The sequence below is a fragment of the Citrobacter sp. Cpo221 genome, from assembly GCF_030332345.1.
GTDB lineage: Bacteria > Pseudomonadota > Gammaproteobacteria > Enterobacterales > Enterobacteriaceae > Citrobacter > Citrobacter portucalensis.
The window spans coordinates 178,656-199,632 of the sequence record NZ_JAOWIA010000029.1 but is presented as its reverse complement, the minus strand read 5'-3'; the positions used below and the strand labels follow the sequence as shown (position 1 = coordinate 199,632).

The window sequence follows — 20,977 nt, the reverse complement described above, 5'->3', positions numbered from 1 at the left end:
ATGTAACAAGAAATCGACAAAAGAGAGTAACTCCATGTCCACACAGAATATTGTTAACATTAACGAATCGAACCTACAGCAGACCCTCGAACAGTCGATGACCACGCCGGTCCTGTTCTATTTTTGGTCTGAGCGCAGCCAGCATTGTCTGCAATTAACGCCGGTACTGGAGAGCCTTGCCGCCCAGTATAACGGTCAGTTTATTCTCGCTAAGCTGGACTGCGATGCCGAGCAGATGATCGCCTCCCAGTTTGGTCTGCGCGCGATCCCTACGGTTTATCTGTTCCAGAACGGCCAGCCGGTAGATGGATTCCAGGGCCCGCAGCCGGAAGAGGTTATTCGCGCGCTGCTGGAGAAAGTGCTGCCGAGCGAAGAAGAGCTGAAAGCACGCCAGGCTATCGAATTCATCGAAGCCGGTAATCACGCGGATGCACTGCCGTTGCTGAAAGAAGCCTGGCAGATCTCCAACCAGAGCAGCGAAATTGGTCTGCTGCTGGCAGAAACACAAATCGCCCTCAATCGTTCGGATGAAGCCGAAGCGGTACTGACAACCATTCCGTTGCAGGATCAGGACACCCGCTATCAGGGGCTGATCGCGCAGATTGAACTGCTGAAACAGGCAGCTGATACGCCGGAAATCCAACAGTTGCAGCAGCAGGTCGCCAACAATCCGCAGGATGCGGCACTGGCAACGCAGTTGGCTATTCAGTTACACCAGGTTGGACGTAACGAAGAATCACTGGAATTACTGTTCAGCCACCTGAAGAAAGATCTTACGGCTGCCGATGGTCAGGCACGTAAGACCTTCCAGGAGATCCTTGCCGCACTGGGTACGGGCGATGCGCTGGCCTCGAAGTACCGCCGCCAGCTGTACGCGCTGCTGTACTAATCCATTTGATTTTGCCCGATAGCGCCTGCGCGCTTATCGGGCCTGTAAATTCGACAAATACCGATCCCTCCGGCATCACATCACGTCTTCTTCAAATGCGTTACCACTAATTGGTGGCGCGAATTATAGAATTTTCGATAGGTTAAGTAGCAGGCGATAATGGTTGACAGGCTGGCGGTTGATAGCAGCATAAACGTCACCATAATCTGATACTTAATCGCTTTTACCGGGTCAATACCTGCAAAGATCAATCCTGACATCATCCCCGGTAAACTCACCAGCCCCACGGTCTTCGCTGAATCAATCGTCGGGATAAGCGAGGCGCGAATGCTGTCGCGAATAAGCGGTGCAGAAGCCACCTTCGGCGTTGCGCCGAGGCTGAGTTTTTCCTGAATTTGCTGCTGCTCGCTGTTAAACCGCTGCCCCAAATTGTTGTAACACAGCCCCACGGCCACCATCGCATTACCTGCAATCATGCCGGAGATCGGGATGACCTGCATCGGCGTGAACTCGATAGAGCCTGAAAGAACCAGCACCGAAAGCGTTAGCCCCGCTCCCACCGTAATAGCAATAAACGACGAGAGAAAAGCTTTATCAATATATTTACTGCGTTTTTGCGCGTTATAGGCCGCGTTAAAGCAGATAAACAGCACCATCAATAAGGTCAGAATGCTATGGTTGACGCCGAAAATATATTTCAGCACGTAGCCCACGATAATAAGCTGAACCACTGCCCGGCAAACGCTCCAGAGAATATCTTTTTCCAGCGCCAGCTTTTCTTTGTTGCTGATCAGTATCGCGACCACCACCAGCATCATCGCTAACGCCAGGGATTCATTGGTAATATTATGCTCGTTCATTGCTTACTTCCTGCATTTCACCGGCGTGCGGTTGAAGGGTTATGACGTTATCCGCATGTTCAATTTCATCTTTGTCATGCGTCACCCACAGCACAGCAATATTCTTATCGCGAACATAGTGGTGAATTAATTCGTTCACATTACGCTTGTTGGCTTCATCCAGCGCGCTGGTGATTTCATCAAGCAGCAGAATTTTCGGCAGAAACTGCAAATTACGAATTAACGAGACGCGCTGCTTTTCGCCGCCGGACAGCTCATTGATGTTTTTTTTGAGGATCGTCTCGGGTAACTCAAAGCGGGCCAGATCGGTCAGAAACACATCCGGATCCGGACTTTTGTTGCGGATTTGCCAGGGGAAAATGAGATTGTCGTAAACGGTGTCGCCAAACAAAGCGGGCGTTTGCGCGCAATAAGAGACCTGCTGGCGATACGTTTCCGGCTTGAGGGTATTTATCTCTTTGCCCTCAAAGAGAATCTCACCACCAGTCGGACTTATTAACGACGCCACAATCTTGATTAACGTACTTTTACCACAGCCGGATTGGCCGGTAATCAGCTTAAATTCTCCGGCGCGGAGATCAAAACAGATGTTATTAAGAACCTGCGTCGCCCCTGCCTGCCACGCGACATTTTTTAACTGAAGCAGAATGCTGCTTTCTTCCATTACCAATCCCTTTTTTACCTCTTTCGTGCTGACAGTGTATCTCTGTAATTTATTATAGGGGAGCTCACCTTGATAAATCGGGTATAATTTGACTAATGAGGCAGTAAAGGACAGCACAACAGGAGGTTTCATCAATGCTCATTTTTATTCCTATTCTTATTTTTGTCGCGCTGGTGATCGTCGGCGCAGGCGTCAAAATCGTCCCGCAGGGATATCAGTGGACGGTAGAGCGTTTTGGCCGTTACACCAAAACCCTACAACCGGGTTTAAGCCTTGTTGTACCGTTCATGGACCGCATTGGTCGTAAGATCAATATGATGGAACAGGTGCTTGATATCCCCTCTCAGGAAGTCATCTCCAAAGATAACGCCAACGTCTCGATTGATGCTGTGTGCTTTATTCAGGTGATCGACGCGCCGAAAGCCGCGTATGAAGTCAGCAACCTGGAACTGGCGATCATCAACCTGACCATGACCAACATTCGTACTGTTCTCGGCTCGATGGAGCTCGATGAAATGCTCTCCCAGCGCGACAACATCAACACGCGCCTGCTGCATATCGTTGATGAGGCCACCAATCCCTGGGGAATAAAAATCACCCGTATTGAGATCCGCGACGTGCGTCCTCCTGCAGAACTTATCGACGCCATGAACGCGCAAATGAAAGCCGAACGTACCAAGCGCGCCTACATTCTTGAAGCCGAAGGGATCCGTCAGGCAGAAATCGTTAAGGCCGAAGGTGAGAAGCAATCGAAAATCCTCATTGCGGAAGGTGAACGTCAGTCCGCATTTTTACAGGCTGAAGCGCGTGAACGTTCCGCAGAAGCAGAAGCCCGCGCCACGCAGATGGTGTCTGAGGCCATTGCCGCCGGGGATATTCAGGCCGTGAACTACTTCGTGGCGCAGAAATACACCGAAGCGCTGCAGCATATCGGTTCGTCGAATAACAGCAAAGTGGTGATGATGCCGCTGGATGCCAGTAGCCTGATGGGCTCCATTGCCGGGATCGCCGAACTGGTTAAGGACAGCGCCAGCGAGCGGAAAAAATCATGATAGCGATGATTCTGGTGCACCCGCACATCTTCTGGCTCAGCCTCGGCGGTTTGCTACTCGCCGCCGAGATGCTGGGCGGCAACGGCTATCTGCTGTGGAGCGGCGTGGCTGCGGTGATTACCGGTCTTGTCGTCTGGCTCGTTCCGCTAGACTGGGCGTGGCAGGGGGCGATGTTTGCCGCCCTCACCCTGCTGGCGGCCTGGCTGTGGTGGAAGTGGCTGTCAAGGCGCGTTCAGGAGCAAAAGCCAGCCGACAGCCATCTTAACCAGCGCGGACAACAGCTGGTTGGCCGTCGATTTATTCTGGAAACCACCCTGGTCAATGGTCGCGGACATATGCGCGTCGGCGACAGTTCCTGGCCCGTTAGCGCCCGTGACGATTTGAGCGCCGGAACGCAGGTTGAAGTCATTGCCGTTGAGGGAATCACACTGATTATAAAAGCGGTATCACACTAAAGAGACAGGAAATAAGACTATGGTCAGGAAGACACCCCTTGCCTTTGCCCTTTGCATATTGCTGACCGCCGCCCCGCAGGCATTCGCTTCGTTCGATATGGAAGACTGCAAATGGAGCGACGACAGCTGTCTACTCAAGGGAACGCCGACCTTTAACCCTGAAAACGACAGCCGTGACAACCTGATGCGGCTGCTGAGCCAGGAAAAATCATTTGCTCTGCCGGTGCAATCAATGCCCGCAGACATCACCCGCTCCCGTGATTTCTATTTTGCCTATCACCCGCAGTGGGATGAGGCTGCCCCGCAGCCAGCCGCTGCTCCGGCATCCGCCGCAGACAGCCCTCTCTCCCAACAGATGGCCGAGCTGTACATTAGCGCCGACGAAATAAACATCAACGACGCTGAGCTTGAGAACCGCCATGTTTCGAATAACACCGAGAGCGTCAGCGCGTTTTTTGCCGCGCTGTTGGCCGATTCCACGTTAACGGCGGAACAGCGTCAGGCCTTAGCCCAGGCGCGTACAGGACTGCTTTCCGGAGCAACCCGCGAGCAAATTGAGTCTGCTCTTGCTACCTTCCCGGCAGATTCTCCTGCTCTGCCCTATAAAAGCTATCTGGCAGCAGCCGCCAGTTTCTATGCCGGTGATTATGCCAGTGCCGAACGGGATTTCGCTCAGCTTGCCAAAAGCGATCGTCCGTGGCTGGCAGAGACCGCGCAATACATGCTGATGCGCACGGCGTTGAACAAGAGCAGTCAGAACAGCGTGGGCGAGTACGGCGATTTTGATATTGCGAAAATTAACCGCGAGGATGCTACTCAGGCTCAGACGCTGGCGCAGGCCTATTTGCAGCGTTTTCCTCAAGGACTCTACGCTGACTCTTCACGCGGTATGTTGCGTCGCATCAACTGGTATTTACAGGCGTGGCCGCAGTTAGCCGGGTTGTATGAACAGACGCTTCAGCAGTCGGTTGACGCACAGCAACTGCGCGAAAATGTCATCGAATACGATAATGTCTATGGCATGGCGTTCTACGACCAGTCCGTCGTTGAAGCCTTCCCCAACGCGCCGCGAGTCAGCTATATCGAACTGCTACGCGCGCTGCGCCTGGATAACAATAACAAACCCACGCTGACGCAGGCACAGCTCGACGCCAGCAAACCGGTGTTTGAACAGAGCCAAAAACTGCCGCTATGGCGCGATCTGCAACTCAATCTGTGGCTGGCAACGGGCAACTACGCGGCAATTATTCAGGCAGTTACGCCAGCGCAGAAACTTGCCGCTCACGATACCCTCGCCTTCAGCGAACAGGTGCTGTACGGCGAAGCGTTGATGGGCCAGAAGAAATGGGCCGAGGCGCGCGATTTCTGGCAGCAGTTGTTAAAACTCAGCCAGGATAACGAACAGCAGCAATATGTGCAGGCTAAGCTTGCCGCCACGCTGGTATATAGCGGCGACGTGGCTGCGGTTTTCGCACCGAATAGCGCGGTGACCAACCTGCGCTTTCGTTCGCAGGTACTGAAAACACAGGCCACACCAGAACTGCTGCGCCAGCAGGCCGTTCATGGCCCGAATAACGAAGAGCGTACCATTGCGTTGCATACGCTGCTGGTGCGAGATCTTACAGAGAATCGTTTTGGCGATTGGCTGAATGACAGAAAACTGGCCAGCGCGATTACGCCTCCGGTCATTGGCGAAGCGTTTGCTGACGTTAACCTGAGCATATTCGACTGGAATGGCGACACGGCGCAGGCGGGCTATACGTGCCGCAGCCTCAATGAAACGGTAACGGTATTGAGCAAAAAAGCGGATGATGCTCACGCGCTGAACTGCCTTGGCGAATTCTTCCGCACCACGCAAACACATGTTGATCTGTGGAAAAACAGCGCTGGCAACGACGTGCTTGAATCAGCTATCTCGCGCAAGAAACCTTTCGGCCAGTTCGACAGGCAAAGCTACTATCAGCAGGTAATCACCTCACCCACCGCGGAAGTCGAAGATAAGAGCTTCGCGCTGTATCGCGCCATCATGTGCTATGCGCCATCAGGCGCTAACGAATGCGGCGGTGAAGACGTGGATAAACTGCTGCGTAAGGGCTGGTTCACCCAACTGAAAACGCAGTATCCGGGAAGTCCGTGGGCGCAAAAACTCAAATATTACTGGTAACCGCGCTGCTGATAGGTCAGGCACAGGCGGCGGATATCGTCGCCGCCCGTGAACATTCGGCCTTCTGGCTGTGGTCTGGGGTGAAGGCCAGTGACGAGCTGAAAGACGCGCAAACGGTTTATCTGCACCAGGGCGAGGTACTGGTTCGTTCCGGTAACGTGGTGTTCCAGCGCCTCGGACTGCCGGTCAGTCGTCTGTCTTTTCCCTCAATCTGGCTGACCGTACGCTTTACCACCCTCGACGTACCGGAAGAGATCCCGGCGCGTATCATACGGTTGATGCAGCGCTGGCAGACCGCCGGGAATCACGTCGTCGGCCTGCAGGTTGATTTTGACGCAGCGACCCATCAACTGACCGACTACGCCCGCTTTCTGCAGCAACTGCGCCAACAGCTCCCGGCCGAGTTTGCGCTAGGCGTAACCGGACTACTGGATTGGGCAAAAACGGGCGACGTCGCTACGCTGAACGCGTTGGCGGTCGATGAACTGGTGGTGCAAAGCTATCAGGGGCGTCACACGGTGACGAATTATCAGGCGTATCTGCCCGCGCTGAGCCGCCTGCGCATTCCATTTAAGCTGGGACTGGTGCAAAACGGTAACCGGGATCCACTGGCTGAAGCGCAGCTTGAGAAATCCCCGTGGTACCGCGGCACGGTGGTGTTTATGCTTAATCCCTCTCGCCGTTAAGCCTTCGCTTTGTGATGGCAGCAGCCGGAGAGATTATCCATAATCGGACATTCAGCGCTGTCATCACCCGGGCAACTGTCCGCCAGCGCCAGTAAATGCAAGCGCATGGCCTGCAGCTCACTGATATGCCGCTCAATATCCGCCACCTTTTCCAGGGTGCGCTTTTTCACATCCGCGCTATGACGCGCCGGATCGTTAAACAGGTTTACCAGCTCGCCGCACTCTTCCAGGTTAAACCCAACCTGCCGCGCCTGACGCAGCAACGTCAGTTCATTCAGATGCTGTTGGTTGTAAGTGCGATAGCCATTGTCACTACGCAGCGGCGGCGTCACCAGTCCTTTCTCTTCATAAAAGCGAATGGCTTTGCTGGTTAAACCGGTTTTTTTCGCAACGTCGCTAATATTCACATTTCCCCCGCGGTGCTTGTTGGTGCTGAGCCACATTATAGCCCAGATTGCCGTAATCATTTACCCGAGAAATCTGCACATTTTAAGTCAACAAAGAGATGAATAAATCCTTTCTATTCACATTGTTATATCCGATACAGATCACATTTCAGTTTTTATTGACCGTACAAAATTGACTCAAATCAAAAGATATATTGGTTATACATCTTTCATATTGAACAAAGGGAAACATTTTTATATACAAATGCGAATGATAATGATGATCATTTACATTAAATAAAGGTTCTCTTATGTTGCCACGGATTAACCAAAGGCCATTTATTCTTTCAGCCCTGACATTATGCATGTCCGGCGCTGCTTCTGCAGCTACCTCTACAACACACGCTTCAACGCCCGATGATGATACGGTGATCGTCACGGCTAACCGCTCTGAAAGTAGTCTCTGGGATAGCCCGGCAACTATTCAGGTTATCGATCGCCAGACGCTGCAAAACTCCACCAGCGTTTCTATTGCTGATGATTTACAAGATATTCCCGGCGTCGAAGTCACCGATAACGCCCTCGCTGGCCGGAAACAAATTCGTATCCGTGGCGAAGCCTCTTCGCGGGTGCTGATTTTGATCGACGGCCAGGTCGTCAGCTACCAACGTGCCGGGCAAAACTACGGGGCCGGTTTGCTGATTGACGAATCCGCGCTGGAGCGTATTGAAGTGGTCAAAGGCCCCTACTCTGTCCTCTACGGTTCGCAGGCGATTGGCGGCGTCGTGAATTTTATTACGAAAAAAGGTGGCGATAAGCCTCTCGGCGGCAGCGTTAAGGCCGTTTATAACTCCGCAACGGCAGGATGGGAAGAATCAGCGGCAGCCTGGGGCAGCATCGGAAACTTTGACTACCGCATCAATGGCAGCTACTCCGACCAGGGGGACCGCGATACGCCTGACGGAAGATTGCCTGACACCAACTTCCGTAATAACGGCCAGGGCGTGTGGCTGGGCTACAACTTCGATCGCCATAAAATCGGACTCTCGCTCGATCGTTACAAACTGTCTACTCAAACCTGGTTTGACGATCCAGAGGGCCAGTTCGACGACTTTAGCGTCAAAATACCTAAGCTGGAACGAGAGAAAATCGGTCTTTTCTACGACTATGCGGCTGACGGGGATTACCTGAAGAAAATCCATGTTGACGCATACAGCCAGACAATAGAGCGCAAATTTGAAAACCGGGTCAAAACCACCCAAGTAATCCCCAGCCCGGCGATTAAAGCGCTGACGATAAACAATCAAACCAATACCAACGACAAACAGTATACCCAGGGGGTAACGCTGCAGGGCAATTTCTCCCTTCCCGCGAACAACGAGCTGGTGATTGGCACTCAATATCAGCATGACAAAATCAAACAGGACACGGACGGCAGTACACGCCAGACCGCGGCTACCGGCTTCTTCGATACGCAAACCCGCACCCTGTCATACAACGAAGCGGAGCAAAGCAACACCTCATTATTCGCGCAAAACGACTGGCGCTTTGCCGATGACTGGACCTGGACCGTAGGCGCACGCCAGTACTGGCTGTCTTCGAAGCTCAATCGCAACGATACGCAAACCCTGCAAAGCAGCGGCAGTACCTGGCAATCCACCGGAGGAAATTCAGTACACGATGATGAACTAGTGACCTCAACCAGCCTGCGTTATTCCGGTTTTAAAGATCTTGAACTCCGGGCAGCGTATGCCCAGGGCTATGTTTTCCCCACGCTGACTCAGTTGTTTATGCAGACGTCCGCAGGCGGAAGCGTGACCTACGGCAACCCAAACCTGAAGGCGGAACACTCGAATAACTATGAGCTGGGCGCACGGTATAAAGGGAATATGTGGCTGATTGACGGTGCCATTTATTACTCCGAAGCCAAAGACTATATCGCCAGCCTGGCCTGTTCAGGCCAACCCGTTTGCAGCGGTAATACCACCTCTTCACGGGGTGGCTATTACTACTACGAAAACATCGATCGGGCCAAAACCTGGGGCATGGAACTCACCGCAGAATACAACGGCTGGGCGGTTTCACCTTACCTGAGCGGTAATCTCATTCGCCGTCAGTACGAAGGCAATACCCTAAAAACCTGGGATACCGGTGAGCCCACGCTGACCGGGCGCGTCGGCCTGAAACATACCTGGTTGATGAATGTCGCTAACGTGACGTCCGATGCCTTTATCCGCGCGGCGTCCAGCGCTAAAGATAATACCGGCTCCACGGAAATCAACTACCCTGGCTGGGCCACACTTAACCTCGCATTCAACACCGAGTTTGGTCCACAGGACCAGTATCAGGTCAACCTCGCGCTCAACAACCTGACCGACAAGCGTTACAGGACCGCGCATGAATCTATTCCAGACGCGGGTTTCAATGCCGCCGTTGGCTTTGCGTGGAATTTCTGACGATGAAAAAACTCATGATTGGCTTACTGAGCCTCGCCTGCGTTTTCAGTGCCCAGTCCGCCGACCGCCTGGTGGTGGCGGGCGGCTCGCTTAGCGAACTGGTATACGCCATGGGCGTCGGCAACCGGGTGGTCGGCGTTGATGAAACCACCTCATATCCGCCCGAAACTGCCGCACTCCCGCATATCGGCTACTGGAAGCAGTTAAGCAGTGAGGGCATTTTGTCGCTCCATCCGGACAGCTTTATCACCTGGCAGGATGCAGGTCCCCAAATCGTGTTGGATCAGTTGCGGGCGCAAAAGGTTAACGTCGTGACGTTGCCGCGCGTACCGGCCACCGTAGAACAGATGTACGCCAACATTCGAGAACTGGCTACAACACTGCACATTCCTGACCAAGGTGAGGCGTTAGTCAATCGCCTGCAGCAACGTCTGGAGCGTATTAAGCGCAGCGTGGCGGCGAAAAACGCGCCGGTCAAAGCGATGTTCATTCTCTCTGCTGGCGGCAGCGCACCTCAGATCGCCGGAAAAGGCAGCGTTGCCGATGCCATTATGACCCTCGCAGGCGCACAAAATGTCGCCACCCATGCGCAGTATAAAAGCTACAGCGCGGAGTCACTGATCGCCGCCAACCCGGAGGTGATCGTGGTGACGTCGCAAATGGTCGATGGCGGTCTGGCTCGCCTGAGCGCGATTGCCGGTATTACCCACACTGCGGCCTGGAAAAATCAGCGCATTGTGGCGGTAGACCAGGCGCTGATTCTGGGGATGGGACCTCGCGTCGCCGATGCAGTTGAAGCCCTACACCAGCAATTCTGGCCTCACTAACAGGATTTATTAAGAAGAATGAAAACTGAACACTCGCTGGATCTCACCGCGCATTTTGCGCTCGAGGGAAGTCAGCCATTTAAGGATCGCCGCGCCACGATGCCCTGGCGTGGGGCGATCCCGGTTGCCAAAGAGCTTTTGTCACAAACCTGGCAGGAGGTCATCAGCCAGCCAACCCCGCCACGTAAACGGCTGGTGTACTTGCATATCCCGTTTTGTGCAACACATTGTACTTTCTGCGGTTTTTATCAAAACCGCTTTGAAGAAGACAACTGCGCCCGCTACACCAACGCGCTGTTGCGCGAAATAGAGATGGAAGCTGATAGCGCATTACACCAGTCAGCCCCCATTCACGCCGTCTATTTTGGCGGCGGTACGCCTTCTGCGTTGTCTGCACAGGACCTGGCCAGAATCATCACCGCGCTGCGTGACAAGCTACCGCTGGCGCCGGACTGCGAAATCACCATTGAGGGGCGAGTACTCAATTTTGACGATGCGCGAATCGATGCCTGCCTTGACGCTGGCGCCAATCGATTTTCGATCGGTATTCAGTCTTTTAACAGCCGGATCCGCAAGAAAATGGCGCGTACTTCGGACGGCCCGACCGCAACGGCCTTTATGCAGGGACTGGTAAAACGGGATCGTGCCGCCGTGGTGTGCGATCTGCTATTTGGTCTGCCAGGACAAGACGCAAAACTGTGGGGCGAGGATCTGGCGATTGCCCGCGACATTGGCCTCGACGGCGTAGATCTTTATGCGCTGAATCTGATCCCTAATACACCGCTTGGCAAAGCAGTTGAAACCGGGCGCACAACCGTTCCCTCTCCCGCCGAACGCCGCGATCTCTATCTTCAGGGCTGCGATTTCATGGACAGCGCGGGCTGGCGCTGCATCAGCAACAGCCACTGGGCGCGTACCACACGGGAACGCAATCTGTACAACCTGCTGATTAAACAGGGTGCAGACTGTCTGGCATTCGGCTCTGGCGCAGGAGGGTCAGTCAATGGCTATTCCTGGATGGTCGAGCGCAACCTGAATACATGGCATGAATCTATCGCCGCCGGAAAAAAACCGCTAATGATGATAATGCGCACCGCCGAGCGTGGTTTCCAGTGGCGACACACTCTCCAGGCCGGTATTGAGACGGCCCGCGTCCCGCTGGATGAGCTGACGCCTCATGCTCAAAAACTGGCCCCGCTACTGACCCAATGGCATCACGCAGGACTGACGCGAGATGCCAGCACCTGTGTACGCCTGACCAATGAAGGGCGTTTTTGGGCGAGCAATATTTTGCAGTCTCTTGATGAACTGATTCAGGCACTTAACGCGCCGCGCATTGCGGTAGAGCAACCATAAAAGGAGTGAATAATGAGCCATGTCTCTTTACAGGATTTTTTGAAAACTGAGCCGGACGGTACGCTGGAAGCTATCGCAGCCCAGTACAACACTACATTGCTGGAGGTGGTGAAAAACCTCCCTTCCCCAACGCTGGTTTCCGGCAGTCAATTTGATACCGTCTGGGAAACCGTCTGCGAATGGGGCAAAGTCACCACCCTGGTCCATACTGCTGATGTCATTCTGGAATTCACCGGTGAATTACCTTCCGGATTCCACCGCCACGGTTACTTCAACCTGCGCGGCAAAAAAGGCATGACCGGGCATATCAAGGCAGAAAACTGCACGCATATTGCTCTGATTGAACGCAAATTTATGGGAATGGACACCGCGTCAATTCTCTTCTTCAACCAGGCGGGTAGCGCTATGTTCAAAATTTTCCTCGGTCGCGATGAGCATCGACAGCTACTGGCCGAACAGGTCAGCGCCTTTCACGCGCTGTCTTCATCTTTAAAGGAACATGCCTGATGGCTCCATGGCTTATTTTTGGTGCAGGTGGTCGCGGCGTCGGCGCGAAAACGCTGGAACTCGCGTTGGCGGAGCATCGTCCGGTGATTGCTGTCGTTCGCAATCCCCAGGTCGCTGCCGGGCTGCAGGAAAAAGGTGTGCAGGTCTTTATTGGCGATGCTTGCGACAGCCAGGTCACCGCCTGTGCCTGTCGCGCAGCGGGGCAACACGCCACGGTGATCTCCTCCATGGGCGGTGCCCAGGATTATCTGGCGCACAGAACCGTCATTGATGAAGCAGAAAAAGCTGAGATCAAACGCATGATTCTGGTCACCTCCCTGGGCTGTGGTGACAGTTGGCCCTTTTTGTCCCCACGCGCCAGGGCCGCATTTGGCCAGGCCGTACGGGAAAAATCATTGGCTGAAAGCTGGCTACAAACCAGTCAACTGGACTACGCCATTCTCCGCCCCGGCGGTTTGCTGAACGGTGAAGCCACAGGCCTGGCGCAACGCATACAGGCCGAGGAGTGTCACGGCTTTGTAATGCGCGCAGATGTTGCCAGGCACATTCACGAACTGGCCACGGCGCCGGCACTCAATAACCAGATTTACAGTTTGGTTGAGCCGGGACTGAAACCCGCGTAAACCCCTCGCGGCGCGGAAATTTCGCGCCGCAAAGACGTTATGGAGCGTTGCGTGCTTAAGGACTCGCTTTCTTCCGTCAGCATTCTGACGGGCCTTTCTCTCTTGCTGGTCGCTCTGATGCTGTTCGGTGCCAGCCAGGGGGCGTTGAACATTAGCTTCAGCGCCCTGTTCAACGACGAATACCGTGATATCTGGTTGAACATTCGCCTGCCCCGCGTGCTGCTGGCCGTTTTGGTCGGTGCTGCGCTGGCTACGGCAGGGGTCATTATGCAGGGGCTTTTTCGCAATCCAATGGCCGATCCCGGCCTGCTTGGCGTGAGCAGCGGCTCCGCGCTGATGGTCGGCATCGCGATAGTTATCCCCTTTTCATTCCCCGTAGTGCTAGTGTTGTATGAGCAGATGATTTTTGCCGTCGCGGGCAGCATGGTGGTCTGCACGATTATTTTTCTGATAAGCCAGCGTCATAACCACGGCGGAATGATGCAACTGCTGTTAGCCGGTATCGCTATCAATGCCCTGTGCGGTTCGGCTATTGGCGTGCTGAGCTATGTGGGCGACGAACAACAGCTACGTCAACTTACGCTGTGGATGATGGGGAATCTCGGCCAGGCCCAGTGGCCAACGCTGCTGGTTGCCAGCACGTTTATTCTTCCAGCCATTGCTGTCACCGTCTGTATGGCGGGAACGCTTAATTTGCTGCAGTTGGGTGATGAAGAGGCGCATTACCTCGGCGTAAACGTCAAACGTAAGCGCCAGCAGCTACTGTTGCTCAGCTCGCTCCTTGTCGGTGCTGCCGTTTCTGTCAGCGGCGTGATTGGCTTTATTGGCCTGGTGATCCCGCATCTGATCAGAATGACTACCGGCGCCGATCATCGCTGGTTGATTCCCTGCTCTACGCTGGCCGGCGCCTGTTTACTGCTGATTGCCGACACGCTGGCCCGCACACTTGTTCAGCCTGCCGAAATGCCCGTTGGCCTGTTAACCAGCCTGATCGGTGGACCGTATTTCCTGTGGTTAATACTGCGTAGCCGGAGGATGTCATGATCGTCGCTGAAAATCTGGTCTACCACATTCAGGGCAGACGACTGACCGATGACGTTTCTCTGACGCTACCTGATGGAGAAATCATCGCGATTCTTGGTCCGAATGGGGCCGGAAAATCGACGCTGCTTCGCCAGCTTACGGGCTATCTGCAGCCCCACAGCGGGCGTTGTAGCTTGTTTGGCAAGCCGCTGAACGAGTGGTCAATCACCGAGCTGGCAAAAACCCGCGCCGTGATGCGCCAGAACAGTCATATGGCCTTCCCGTTTAGCGTGCAGGAGGTCATCCGCATGGGCAGGCATCCGTATCGTACGCGCAATACGGGCGATGAAACGGAGCACATCATGACGTTGTGTGACTGCCAGGCGCTGGCCGCGTGCGATTACCGGCACCTGTCGGGAGGAGAACAACAGCGGGTACAGCTGGCGCGCCTGCTAGTGCAACTTTGGGAGCCCGAACCCAGGCCAAAATGGTTGTTTCTCGATGAACCCACCTCCGCCCTGGATATTCACCACCAACAGCATCTTTTTCGTCTGCTGCGTCGTCTGGTAGGTGAACGACAGTTCAGCGTCTGCTGCGTCCTGCACGATCTCAACCTTGCGGCGCGCTATGCTGACCGCGTTGTATTGATGGAACGCGGCAGGATAGTTGATAACGGTCGTCCGCAGGATGTTCTACAGCAATCATCGCTAAATGCCTTGTACGGCGCCGATCTCACGGTGATGAATGAACCGGAGCATCGAACGCCGCTTATTGTTCTCAATCAATAATTGACCGGGAGCGTCCTGTTCTGACGTTCCCGTTTTTCTTCCTTTTCGCCCTTTTTGCACCTTTTCAAAAAACTCCCTTGACCTTCCCCTAGATGGAAGGTTTAACCTTTATCACAGTCAGTTAATCCTGCAATAAAGGAGTTGGTTATGTCTCAAACAATCGATCTAACCCTGGACGGCTTGTCCTGTGGTCACTGTGTAAAACGCGTTAAAGAGAGTCTGGAGCAACGCCCGGACGTTGAGCAAGCGGATGTCACTGTGACTGAAGCGCACATCACCGGGAGCGCCAGTGCTGAAGCGCTGATTGAAACCATCAAACAAGCCGGTTACGGCGCGGAGTTAAGCCACCCAAAGGCTAAACCGCTGACGGAGTCATCAATCCCGTCGGAAGCACTGGCAGCGGTCCCTTCCGAGCTTCCGGCAGCTACGGCTGATGATGACAGCCAACAGTTGCTGTTAAACGGCATGAGCTGCGCCAGCTGTGTTATCCGCGTACAAGATGCTCTGCAAAGCGTACCGGGTGTCACGCAGGCACGGGTAAACCTGGCGGAACGTACTGCGCTGGTAATGGGCAGTGCGTCCGCCGACCAGTTAGTGAAAGCGGTGGAAAAAGCGGGCTACGGCGCAGAAGCCATTGAAGATGATGTTAAGCGCCGCGAGCGTCAGCAAGAAACCGCCGTGGCAACCATGAAACGTTTTCGCTGGCAGGCGGCCGTCGCGCTGCTGTTGGGTATCCCTGTCATGGTATGGGGAATGATTGGCGAAAACATGATGGTCACTGCCGACAACCGTAGCCTGTGGCTGACGATTGGTCTGGCAACGCTTGCCGTGATGGTTTTCGCGGGCGGTCATTTTTACCGCAACGCGTGGAAAAGCCTGATGAACGGCACCGCGACCATGGATACGCTGGTGGCGCTGGGTACGGGGGTGGCATGGCTTTATTCCATGAGCGTCAACCTCTGGCCGCAATGGTTCCCGATGGAAGCACGACACCTCTATTATGAAGCCAGTGCGATGATTATCGGTCTGATTAACCTCGGGCACATGCTGGAAGCACGGGCTCGTCAGCGCTCGTCCAAAGCACTGGAAAAATTACTCGATCTGACACCGCCGACCGCGCGTGTTGTTACCGACGAAGGTGAAAAGAACGTGCCGCTGGCAGACGTTCAGGCGGGAATGTTGCTGCGCCTGACCACCGGCGATCGCGTTCCGGTTGATGGCGAAATCACTCAGGGCGAAGCCTGGCTGGATGAAGCCATGCTGACCGGTGAGCCGATTCCGCAACAAAAAGGCGAAGGCGATAGCGTCCACGCCGGTACGGTCGTACAGGACGGCAGCGTGCTGTTCCGCGCCAGCGCCGTTGGCAGCCACACCACGCTGTCACGTATTATTCGTATGGTGCGCCAGGCGCAAAGCAGTAAACCGGAGATTGGCAAACTGGCTGACCGTATCTCCTCAGTGTTCGTTCCGGTCGTCGTAGTCATTGCGCTGGTAAGTGCAGCAATCTGGTATTTCTTCGGGCCGGCACCACAAATTGTTTATACGCTGGTGATTGCCACTACCGTACTGATTATTGCCTGCCCTTGTGCGCTGGGCCTGGCAACACCAATGTCGATTATTTCCGGTGTGGGTCGTGCCGCTGAGTTTGGGGTTCTGGTACGTGATGCCGATGCACTGCAGCGCGCCAGTACGCTTGATACCGTCGTATTTGATAAAACCGGGACATTGACTGAAGGTAAACCGCAGGTTGTCGCCTTCAAAACGTTTGGCAACACCGATGAAGCACTGGCAATTCGTCTGGCAGCAGCCCTTGAACAGGGGTCCAGCCACCCGCTGGCCAGAGCGATACTGGACAAAGCCGGTGATGTTACGCTGCCACAGGTCAATGGTTTCCGTACGCTGCGCGGTTTAGGCGTCAGTGGTGAAACGGAAGGTCATACGCTGCTGCTGGGCAACCAGGCGCTGCTTAATGAACAGCAGGTAGATACCACTGAAATGGAAGCTGAAATCACTGCTCAGGCATCCCAGGGTTCAACCCCGGTCCTGTTGGCGATTGATGGTAAAGCGGCGGCGCTGTTAGCGGTGCGTGATCCACTGCGTAGCGACAGCGTGGCAGCACTTCAGCGCCTGCACCGCAACGGGTATCGTCTGGTGATGCTTACCGGTGACAACCCGACCACGGCTAACGCTATTGCCAAAGAAGCCGGTATTGATGAGGTGATTGCCGGTGTTCTGCCGGACGGTAAAGCCGAGGCGATTAAACGTCTGCAAAGCCAGGGGCGTCAGGTTGCCATGGTGGGTGACGGTATCAACGATGCACCTGCGCTGGCTCAGGCCGATGTAGGGATTGCCATGGGTGGCGGCAGCGATGTGGCGATTGAAACCGCCGCGATTACGCTGATGCGTCATAGCCTGATGGGCGTGGCGGATGCACTGTCTATCTCCCGGGCAACGTTGCGTAATATGAAGCAGAACCTGGTCGGCGCGTTTATTTATAACAGCATCGGTATCCCCGTTGCCGCTGGGATCCTGTGGCCATTCACCGGAACGCTGCTGAATCCGGTCGTTGCCGGGGCGGCGATGGCGCTCTCCTCCATTACTGTGGTGAGCAACGCTAACCGACTGCTGCGCTTCAAACCGAAAGAGTAACCCTCTACCGCATGGCGCTTACGCTTATCCGGCCTACAAAGTGCAGGTAACATTGTGGGCCGGATAAGACGATTTCGCGTCGCCATCCGGCGATTCTCGCATTGCACCTTCCTGGACCACGCGCTAGCATGAAAGTCTACTTAGGGAGGTCGTATGGATCTGTTATACCGGGTAAAAACATTTTTCACCGCGCTACGCGGCAACCACTATACCTGGCCTGCCATCGACATTTCATTGCCCGGCAACCGCCATTTTCATCTGATTGGCAGTATTCACATGGGCAGTCGCGATATGGCACCTCTGCCTGCCAAATTACTCAAAAAACTCAACCATGCCGATGCGCTGATTGTCGAAGCGGATGTTTCCGGTGACGACGCGCCGTTTGCTAACCTTCCTACATTTGCCGCACTCGAAGAACGAATCAGCCCGGAGCAGTTAGAAAACCTGCGTAAAGTCACCAACGAACTGGGGATTTCCCCCTCCCTGTTATCTACTCAGCCGTTGTGGCAAATCGCCATGGTATTACAGGCGACACAGGCACAGCAGTTGGGGCTACGGGCAGAATACGGAATTGATTACCAATTGCTGAAAGCGGCAAAGCAAGCGCATAAACCCGTCATCGAACTGGAAGGTGCATCCAGCCAAATCGAGCTGTTATGTCAGTTGCCTGATAACGGACTGGCCCTGCTGGACGATACTCTGACGCACTGGCATACCAATGCCAGATTGTTGCAACAGATGATGGGTTGGTGGCTTAAAACACCGCCACACAATAGCGAACTGACGCTTCCCAATACCTTTAGCCAGTCGTTGTATGACGTATTGATGCATCAACGCAACACAGCCTGGCGCGATCGGCTCAGAGCGATGCCTGCTGGTCACTACGTCGTGGCCGTTGGCGCGTTGCATCTGTACGGAGAAGGAAATTTGCCGGAAATGTTACGGTAAAAAAATGGCCAATATTTCTATTGGCCCGTCAAAGAGGAATTTCATCATTATTATGATCCCAATGCTTAAAGCATCGGTGTAGTTCGATTGTCGCTCAAAGTCATCATCCTGCCAATACTATTGCGCAAGATGGTACTATTTTTTAGACAGACATCAGGCGTATGCTTGAGTCGTATTTTGTCTGGTCCAGGAAAATTGCTATGACACCCGCCGTTAAATTACTCGAAAAAAACAAAATTTCTTTCCAGATCCACACCTACGATCACGATCCGTCCGAGACGAACTTTGGTGATGAAGTGGTGCGCAAGTTAGGTTTGAATGCGGACCAGGTCTACAAAACGCTGCTGGTTGCCGTGAATGGCGACATGAAGCATCTGGCGGTTGCGGTCACGCCTGTAGCCGGTCAATTGGATCTCAAAAAGGTCGCTAAGGCGCTGGGGGCTAAAAAGGTCGATATGGCCGATCCAATGGTTGCGCAACGAACCACCGGTTATCTGGTGGGAGGGATCAGCCCATTAGGACAGAAAAAAAGATTGCCAACGCTCATTGACGCCCCTGCCCAGACGTTTGACACCATTTATGTTTCCGGCGGCAAACGCGGGCTGGATATCGAACTGGCAGCAGGCGATCTGGCGAAAATTCTGGATGCGAAATTCGCCGACATCGCACGCCGTGATTAAGCGATTTTAGAATGATTGCCTGATGGCGCGCAGCTTTAAGGCCTACAAACCGAATACTCAACAGGGCGTTATTGGTGAAGGCAGTTTGGACGCGGCCAGCGCGCAGGAACCGGAGCGTACATGTAGTACGTGAGGATTCCGAGCACTGCCCGCGTTCAAAATGGCGAACAAAATAGCCCTGTTACTGCCAGGTAACTTCACCCTTCGGCTCATACATACTGGCATCCAGCGGTGAGTTCTTCTGCACGTACTCTTTCAACACTTCCGCATCAATAAACCCGGTATTCACATAGCCTGGCTTATTATCAATTCGCGGATAGCCATCGCCGCCGGTCGCGTTGAAGCTTAGCGTTGCCATGCGATAGGTTTTGGCTGAGTCAACGGGTTCGCCTTTGATTTTCAAATCGTTAAGCTTGCCATCTTTCGCCACAAAGCTGACATTAGCAAACTGCGGATAGGCCCCGGAGTCCGGCTTCATTTGTGCTACAGCGGTCAGATAGTCAATCACTTCTTTCCCACTCATGTCTGCATACACCACGATGTTTCCGAACGGCTGTACTTTCAGCACGCTCTTATAAGTGATATCGCCACCTTCGATGGAATCACGGATGCCGCCGCCGCTCATCACGCCAAAATCAGCGCTGGTTCGCGCCATTTGCGCAGCCAGCAGTAAATGTCCCATGTTGGTCTGCACGAAACGGACTTTGCTTCGGTCGCCTTCGAGGCGCGCATTGACGCTACCGATTTTCACGTCGAGCTGCGCTTTACCTTTATTCTGGAACGGCGTCAGCAGCGAAAGCATTTGCTGATTTTCAGCTATTTCCGGGGTGTAGAGTACGCGCTCACTTTTACCGTTGTCCCAGGTCACTTTTTTCTTCAGGTTGACGGGGATGAGCTGGTAGTTAACCATTTTCATTTCGCCGTTACGGAACTCAAAGTCAGCCCGGCCCACATATTTCCCCCACTCGTGCGCCTGCACAATCCAGATCCCATTTTGCTTGTCTGGCGCACACGGCGTACCCGGTACGTAATCAACCTGCTTCTTGTTCTCTGAAGCCATACACACCGGGTCCTGCGAGTGACCACCGACAATCATCGCCAACGATCCCGCCGGCAGGCTACGCGCCATTTCGACATCGCCAGGGGCGTTCGAGCCGTGGTTGCCGTTGTCATAATGTCCCATATGGGTGGTTGCGATAATGATGTCTGGCTTTTCACCCATATTCAGTTCCTGAATAACCAGTTTGGCTTCATCAGCAGGTTTACGGAACTCAATATCGGTAAAGAACTCGGGGTTGCCTATTTTCGCCGTATCGTCAGTAGTCAAACCGAGTACGGCAATTTTTAAATCCTGGCGCTTAAAGATGGCCCACGGTTTAAATAAACGCTCTCCGGTGCTTTTCTGATAGATATTGGCCGAGAGAAACGGGAATTTGGACCATTTTTCCTGCTGGCGCAGTACGGTCATGGGATTATCAAACTCGTGGTTTCCGACCGCCATCGCGTCATAGCCAATCAGGTTCATCCCACGAAAATCAGGTTCCGCATCCTGCAGATCGGACTCCGGTACGCCGGTATTAATATCGCCACCGGAAAGCAGCAGTACGCTTCCCCCTTCCTCTGCCACCTCTTTACGAATACCGTCCACCAGCGTTTTTTGTGCCGCCAGTCCGTATTCTCCGTATTCGCTGCGCCAGAAGTGACCGTGATGATCGTTGGTATGCAAAATGGTAATTTTGTAGGTTTTATCTTTTTCGTACGCTTGTGCAGGCTGACCTGCCAGCGTAAATGCGGCGAATAACGCCAGCGCCACGCCCCGTTTTAAAAACTTCATATTTCTCTCCCTGAGCCAAAATCAACGACTGAAATTACAATGATATGAAATAATAGTCGAAAATGTTTTCAGAAATGAGACTTCCTTCAAACACCTTCCGCAGGTATGTTAGTCAGGTAATAATAACAAA

19 protein-coding genes are annotated in these 20,977 nt (G+C 53.8%); 15 read left to right on the top strand and 4 right to left on the bottom strand.

Annotated features, from left to right (window positions below; genetic code table 11):
* Positions 1–34: 34 nt before the first annotated feature.
* A complete protein-coding gene (locus OGY72_RS02140; protein WP_286546519.1) occupies positions 35–889 on the top strand; it encodes a co-chaperone YbbN in 855 nt (284 codons plus the stop codon).
* A gap of 80 nt (positions 890–969) precedes the next feature.
* Here the strand turns inward: OGY72_RS02140 and fetB are convergent, their stop codons facing one another.
* Both fetB and fetA read right to left on the bottom strand, forming a co-directional pair.
* A complete protein-coding gene (gene fetB / locus OGY72_RS02135; protein WP_003831075.1) occupies positions 970–1,749 on the bottom strand; it encodes an iron efflux ABC transporter permease subunit FetB in 780 nt (259 codons plus the stop codon).
* On the bottom strand, positions 1,736–2,413 hold the full coding sequence (fetA, locus tag OGY72_RS02130) for an iron efflux ABC transporter ATP-binding subunit FetA (RefSeq protein ID WP_286546516.1): 678 nt from the start codon (positions 2,411–2,413) through the stop codon (positions 1,736–1,738). Before fetA ends, fetB begins: the two co-directional genes overlap by 14 nt.
* A gap of 134 nt (positions 2,414–2,547) precedes the next feature.
* Here fetA and OGY72_RS02125 point away from each other — a divergent pair, with 134 nt between their 5' ends.
* Genes OGY72_RS02125 through OGY72_RS02110 form a run of 4 tightly spaced genes read left to right on the top strand, consistent with a single transcriptional unit; the run spans position 2,548 to position 6,770 of the window.
* Positions 2,548–3,465 (top strand): SPFH domain-containing protein, encoded by a 918-nt coding sequence (locus tag OGY72_RS02125; protein WP_003831073.1) that lies wholly within the window; start codon positions 2,548–2,550, stop codon positions 3,463–3,465.
* A complete protein-coding gene (locus OGY72_RS02120; RefSeq protein ID WP_286546513.1) occupies positions 3,462–3,920 on the top strand; it encodes an NfeD family protein in 459 nt (152 codons plus the stop codon). Before OGY72_RS02125 ends, OGY72_RS02120 begins: the two co-directional genes overlap by 4 nt.
* Before the next feature lie 19 nt (positions 3,921–3,939).
* The gene (locus OGY72_RS02115) at positions 3,940–6,084 is read left to right on the top strand and encodes a PA5441 family protein (protein WP_286546511.1); all 2,145 of its coding nucleotides are present in this window, start codon (positions 3,940–3,942) and stop codon (positions 6,082–6,084) included.
* Complete coding sequence (locus OGY72_RS02110; protein WP_126318970.1) at positions 6,054–6,770, top strand: DUF3142 domain-containing protein; 717 nt, start codon at positions 6,054–6,056, stop codon at positions 6,768–6,770. Before OGY72_RS02115 ends, OGY72_RS02110 begins: the two co-directional genes overlap by 31 nt.
* Here OGY72_RS02110 and cueR read toward each other — a convergent pair.
* Positions 6,767–7,177, bottom strand: coding sequence for a Cu(I)-responsive transcriptional regulator (gene cueR / locus OGY72_RS02105; protein ID WP_008783984.1), 411 nt, complete (start codon positions 7,175–7,177; stop codon positions 6,767–6,769). The genes OGY72_RS02110 and cueR overlap by 4 nt on opposite strands.
* 290 nt (positions 7,178–7,467) lie before the next feature.
* On the opposite strand from cueR, the gene OGY72_RS02100 reads away from it, so the two are divergent.
* From OGY72_RS02100 to ybaK, 10 genes are all read left to right on the top strand, one after another.
* A complete protein-coding gene (locus OGY72_RS02100) occupies positions 7,468–9,612 on the top strand; it encodes a TonB-dependent receptor plug domain-containing protein (RefSeq protein WP_286546506.1) in 2,145 nt (714 codons plus the stop codon).
* 2 nt (positions 9,613–9,614) lie between these two features.
* Complete coding sequence (locus tag OGY72_RS02095) at positions 9,615–10,439, top strand: heme/hemin ABC transporter substrate-binding protein (protein WP_126318976.1); 825 nt, start codon at positions 9,615–9,617, stop codon at positions 10,437–10,439.
* An 18-nt stretch (positions 10,440–10,457) separates the two neighbouring features.
* Positions 10,458–11,795, top strand: a complete 1,338-nt coding sequence (hutW, locus tag OGY72_RS02090; protein WP_003831065.1) for a heme anaerobic degradation radical SAM methyltransferase ChuW/HutW — start codon at positions 10,458–10,460, stop codon at positions 11,793–11,795.
* 12 nt (positions 11,796–11,807) lie between these two features.
* A complete protein-coding gene (gene hutX / locus OGY72_RS02085) occupies positions 11,808–12,302 on the top strand; it encodes a heme utilization cystosolic carrier protein HutX (protein WP_079938344.1) in 495 nt (164 codons plus the stop codon).
* The gene (gene chuY, locus OGY72_RS02080) at positions 12,302–12,925 is read left to right on the top strand and encodes an anaerobilin reductase (protein ID WP_149281110.1); all 624 of its coding nucleotides are present in this window, start codon (positions 12,302–12,304) and stop codon (positions 12,923–12,925) included. Before hutX ends, chuY begins: the two co-directional genes overlap by 1 nt.
* A gap of 51 nt (positions 12,926–12,976) precedes the next feature.
* A complete protein-coding gene (locus OGY72_RS02075) occupies positions 12,977–13,969 on the top strand; it encodes a FecCD family ABC transporter permease (protein WP_223116622.1) in 993 nt (330 codons plus the stop codon).
* The gene (locus OGY72_RS02070; protein WP_286546497.1) at positions 13,966–14,736 is read left to right on the top strand and encodes a heme ABC transporter ATP-binding protein; all 771 of its coding nucleotides are present in this window, start codon (positions 13,966–13,968) and stop codon (positions 14,734–14,736) included. The genes OGY72_RS02075 and OGY72_RS02070 overlap by 4 nt, the downstream gene beginning before the upstream one ends.
* Positions 14,737–14,883: 147 nt before the next feature.
* Positions 14,884–17,385, top strand: a complete 2,502-nt coding sequence (gene copA, locus OGY72_RS02065) for a copper-exporting P-type ATPase CopA (protein ID WP_286546495.1) — start codon at positions 14,884–14,886, stop codon at positions 17,383–17,385.
* A gap of 153 nt (positions 17,386–17,538) precedes the next feature.
* A complete protein-coding gene (locus tag OGY72_RS02060) occupies positions 17,539–18,333 on the top strand; it encodes a TraB/GumN family protein (protein ID WP_284968875.1) in 795 nt (264 codons plus the stop codon).
* Positions 18,334–18,533: 200 nt separating this feature from the next.
* Positions 18,534–19,013 (top strand): Cys-tRNA(Pro)/Cys-tRNA(Cys) deacylase YbaK, encoded by a 480-nt coding sequence (ybaK, locus tag OGY72_RS02055; RefSeq protein ID WP_003831056.1) that lies wholly within the window; start codon positions 18,534–18,536, stop codon positions 19,011–19,013.
* Between the two features lie 181 nt (positions 19,014–19,194).
* Here ybaK and ushA read toward each other — a convergent pair whose 3' ends face one another.
* Positions 19,195–20,847, bottom strand: coding sequence for a bifunctional UDP-sugar hydrolase/5'-nucleotidase UshA (ushA, locus tag OGY72_RS02050; RefSeq protein ID WP_174785038.1), 1,653 nt, complete (start codon positions 20,845–20,847; stop codon positions 19,195–19,197).
* Positions 20,848–20,977: the final 130 nt, after the last annotated feature.

Coding starts and splice junctions, on each gene's coding strand:
- OGY72_RS02140 (WP_286546519.1), top strand. CDS start 35: ATGTCCACACAGAATATTGTTAACATTAACGAATCGAACCTACAGCAG.
- fetB (WP_003831075.1), bottom strand. CDS start 1,749: ATGAACGAGCATAATATTACCAATGAATCCCTGGCGTTAGCGATGATG.
- fetA (WP_286546516.1), bottom strand. CDS start 2,413: ATGGAAGAAAGCAGCATTCTGCTTCAGTTAAAAAATGTCGCGTGGCAG.
- OGY72_RS02125 (WP_003831073.1), top strand. CDS start 2,548: ATGCTCATTTTTATTCCTATTCTTATTTTTGTCGCGCTGGTGATCGTC.
- OGY72_RS02120 (WP_286546513.1), top strand. CDS start 3,462: ATGATAGCGATGATTCTGGTGCACCCGCACATCTTCTGGCTCAGCCTC.
- OGY72_RS02115 (WP_286546511.1), top strand. CDS start 3,940: ATGGTCAGGAAGACACCCCTTGCCTTTGCCCTTTGCATATTGCTGACC.
- OGY72_RS02100 (WP_286546506.1), top strand. CDS start 7,468: ATGTTGCCACGGATTAACCAAAGGCCATTTATTCTTTCAGCCCTGACA.
- OGY72_RS02095 (WP_126318976.1), top strand. CDS start 9,615: ATGAAAAAACTCATGATTGGCTTACTGAGCCTCGCCTGCGTTTTCAGT.
- hutW (WP_003831065.1), top strand. CDS start 10,458: ATGAAAACTGAACACTCGCTGGATCTCACCGCGCATTTTGCGCTCGAG.
- hutX (WP_079938344.1), top strand. CDS start 11,808: ATGAGCCATGTCTCTTTACAGGATTTTTTGAAAACTGAGCCGGACGGT.
- chuY (WP_149281110.1), top strand. CDS start 12,302: ATGGCTCCATGGCTTATTTTTGGTGCAGGTGGTCGCGGCGTCGGCGCG.
- OGY72_RS02070 (WP_286546497.1), top strand. CDS start 13,966: ATGATCGTCGCTGAAAATCTGGTCTACCACATTCAGGGCAGACGACTG.
- copA (WP_286546495.1), top strand. CDS start 14,884: ATGTCTCAAACAATCGATCTAACCCTGGACGGCTTGTCCTGTGGTCAC.
- OGY72_RS02060 (WP_284968875.1), top strand. CDS start 17,539: ATGGATCTGTTATACCGGGTAAAAACATTTTTCACCGCGCTACGCGGC.
- ybaK (WP_003831056.1), top strand. CDS start 18,534: ATGACACCCGCCGTTAAATTACTCGAAAAAAACAAAATTTCTTTCCAG.
- ushA (WP_174785038.1), bottom strand. CDS start 20,847: ATGAAGTTTTTAAAACGGGGCGTGGCGCTGGCGTTATTCGCCGCATTT.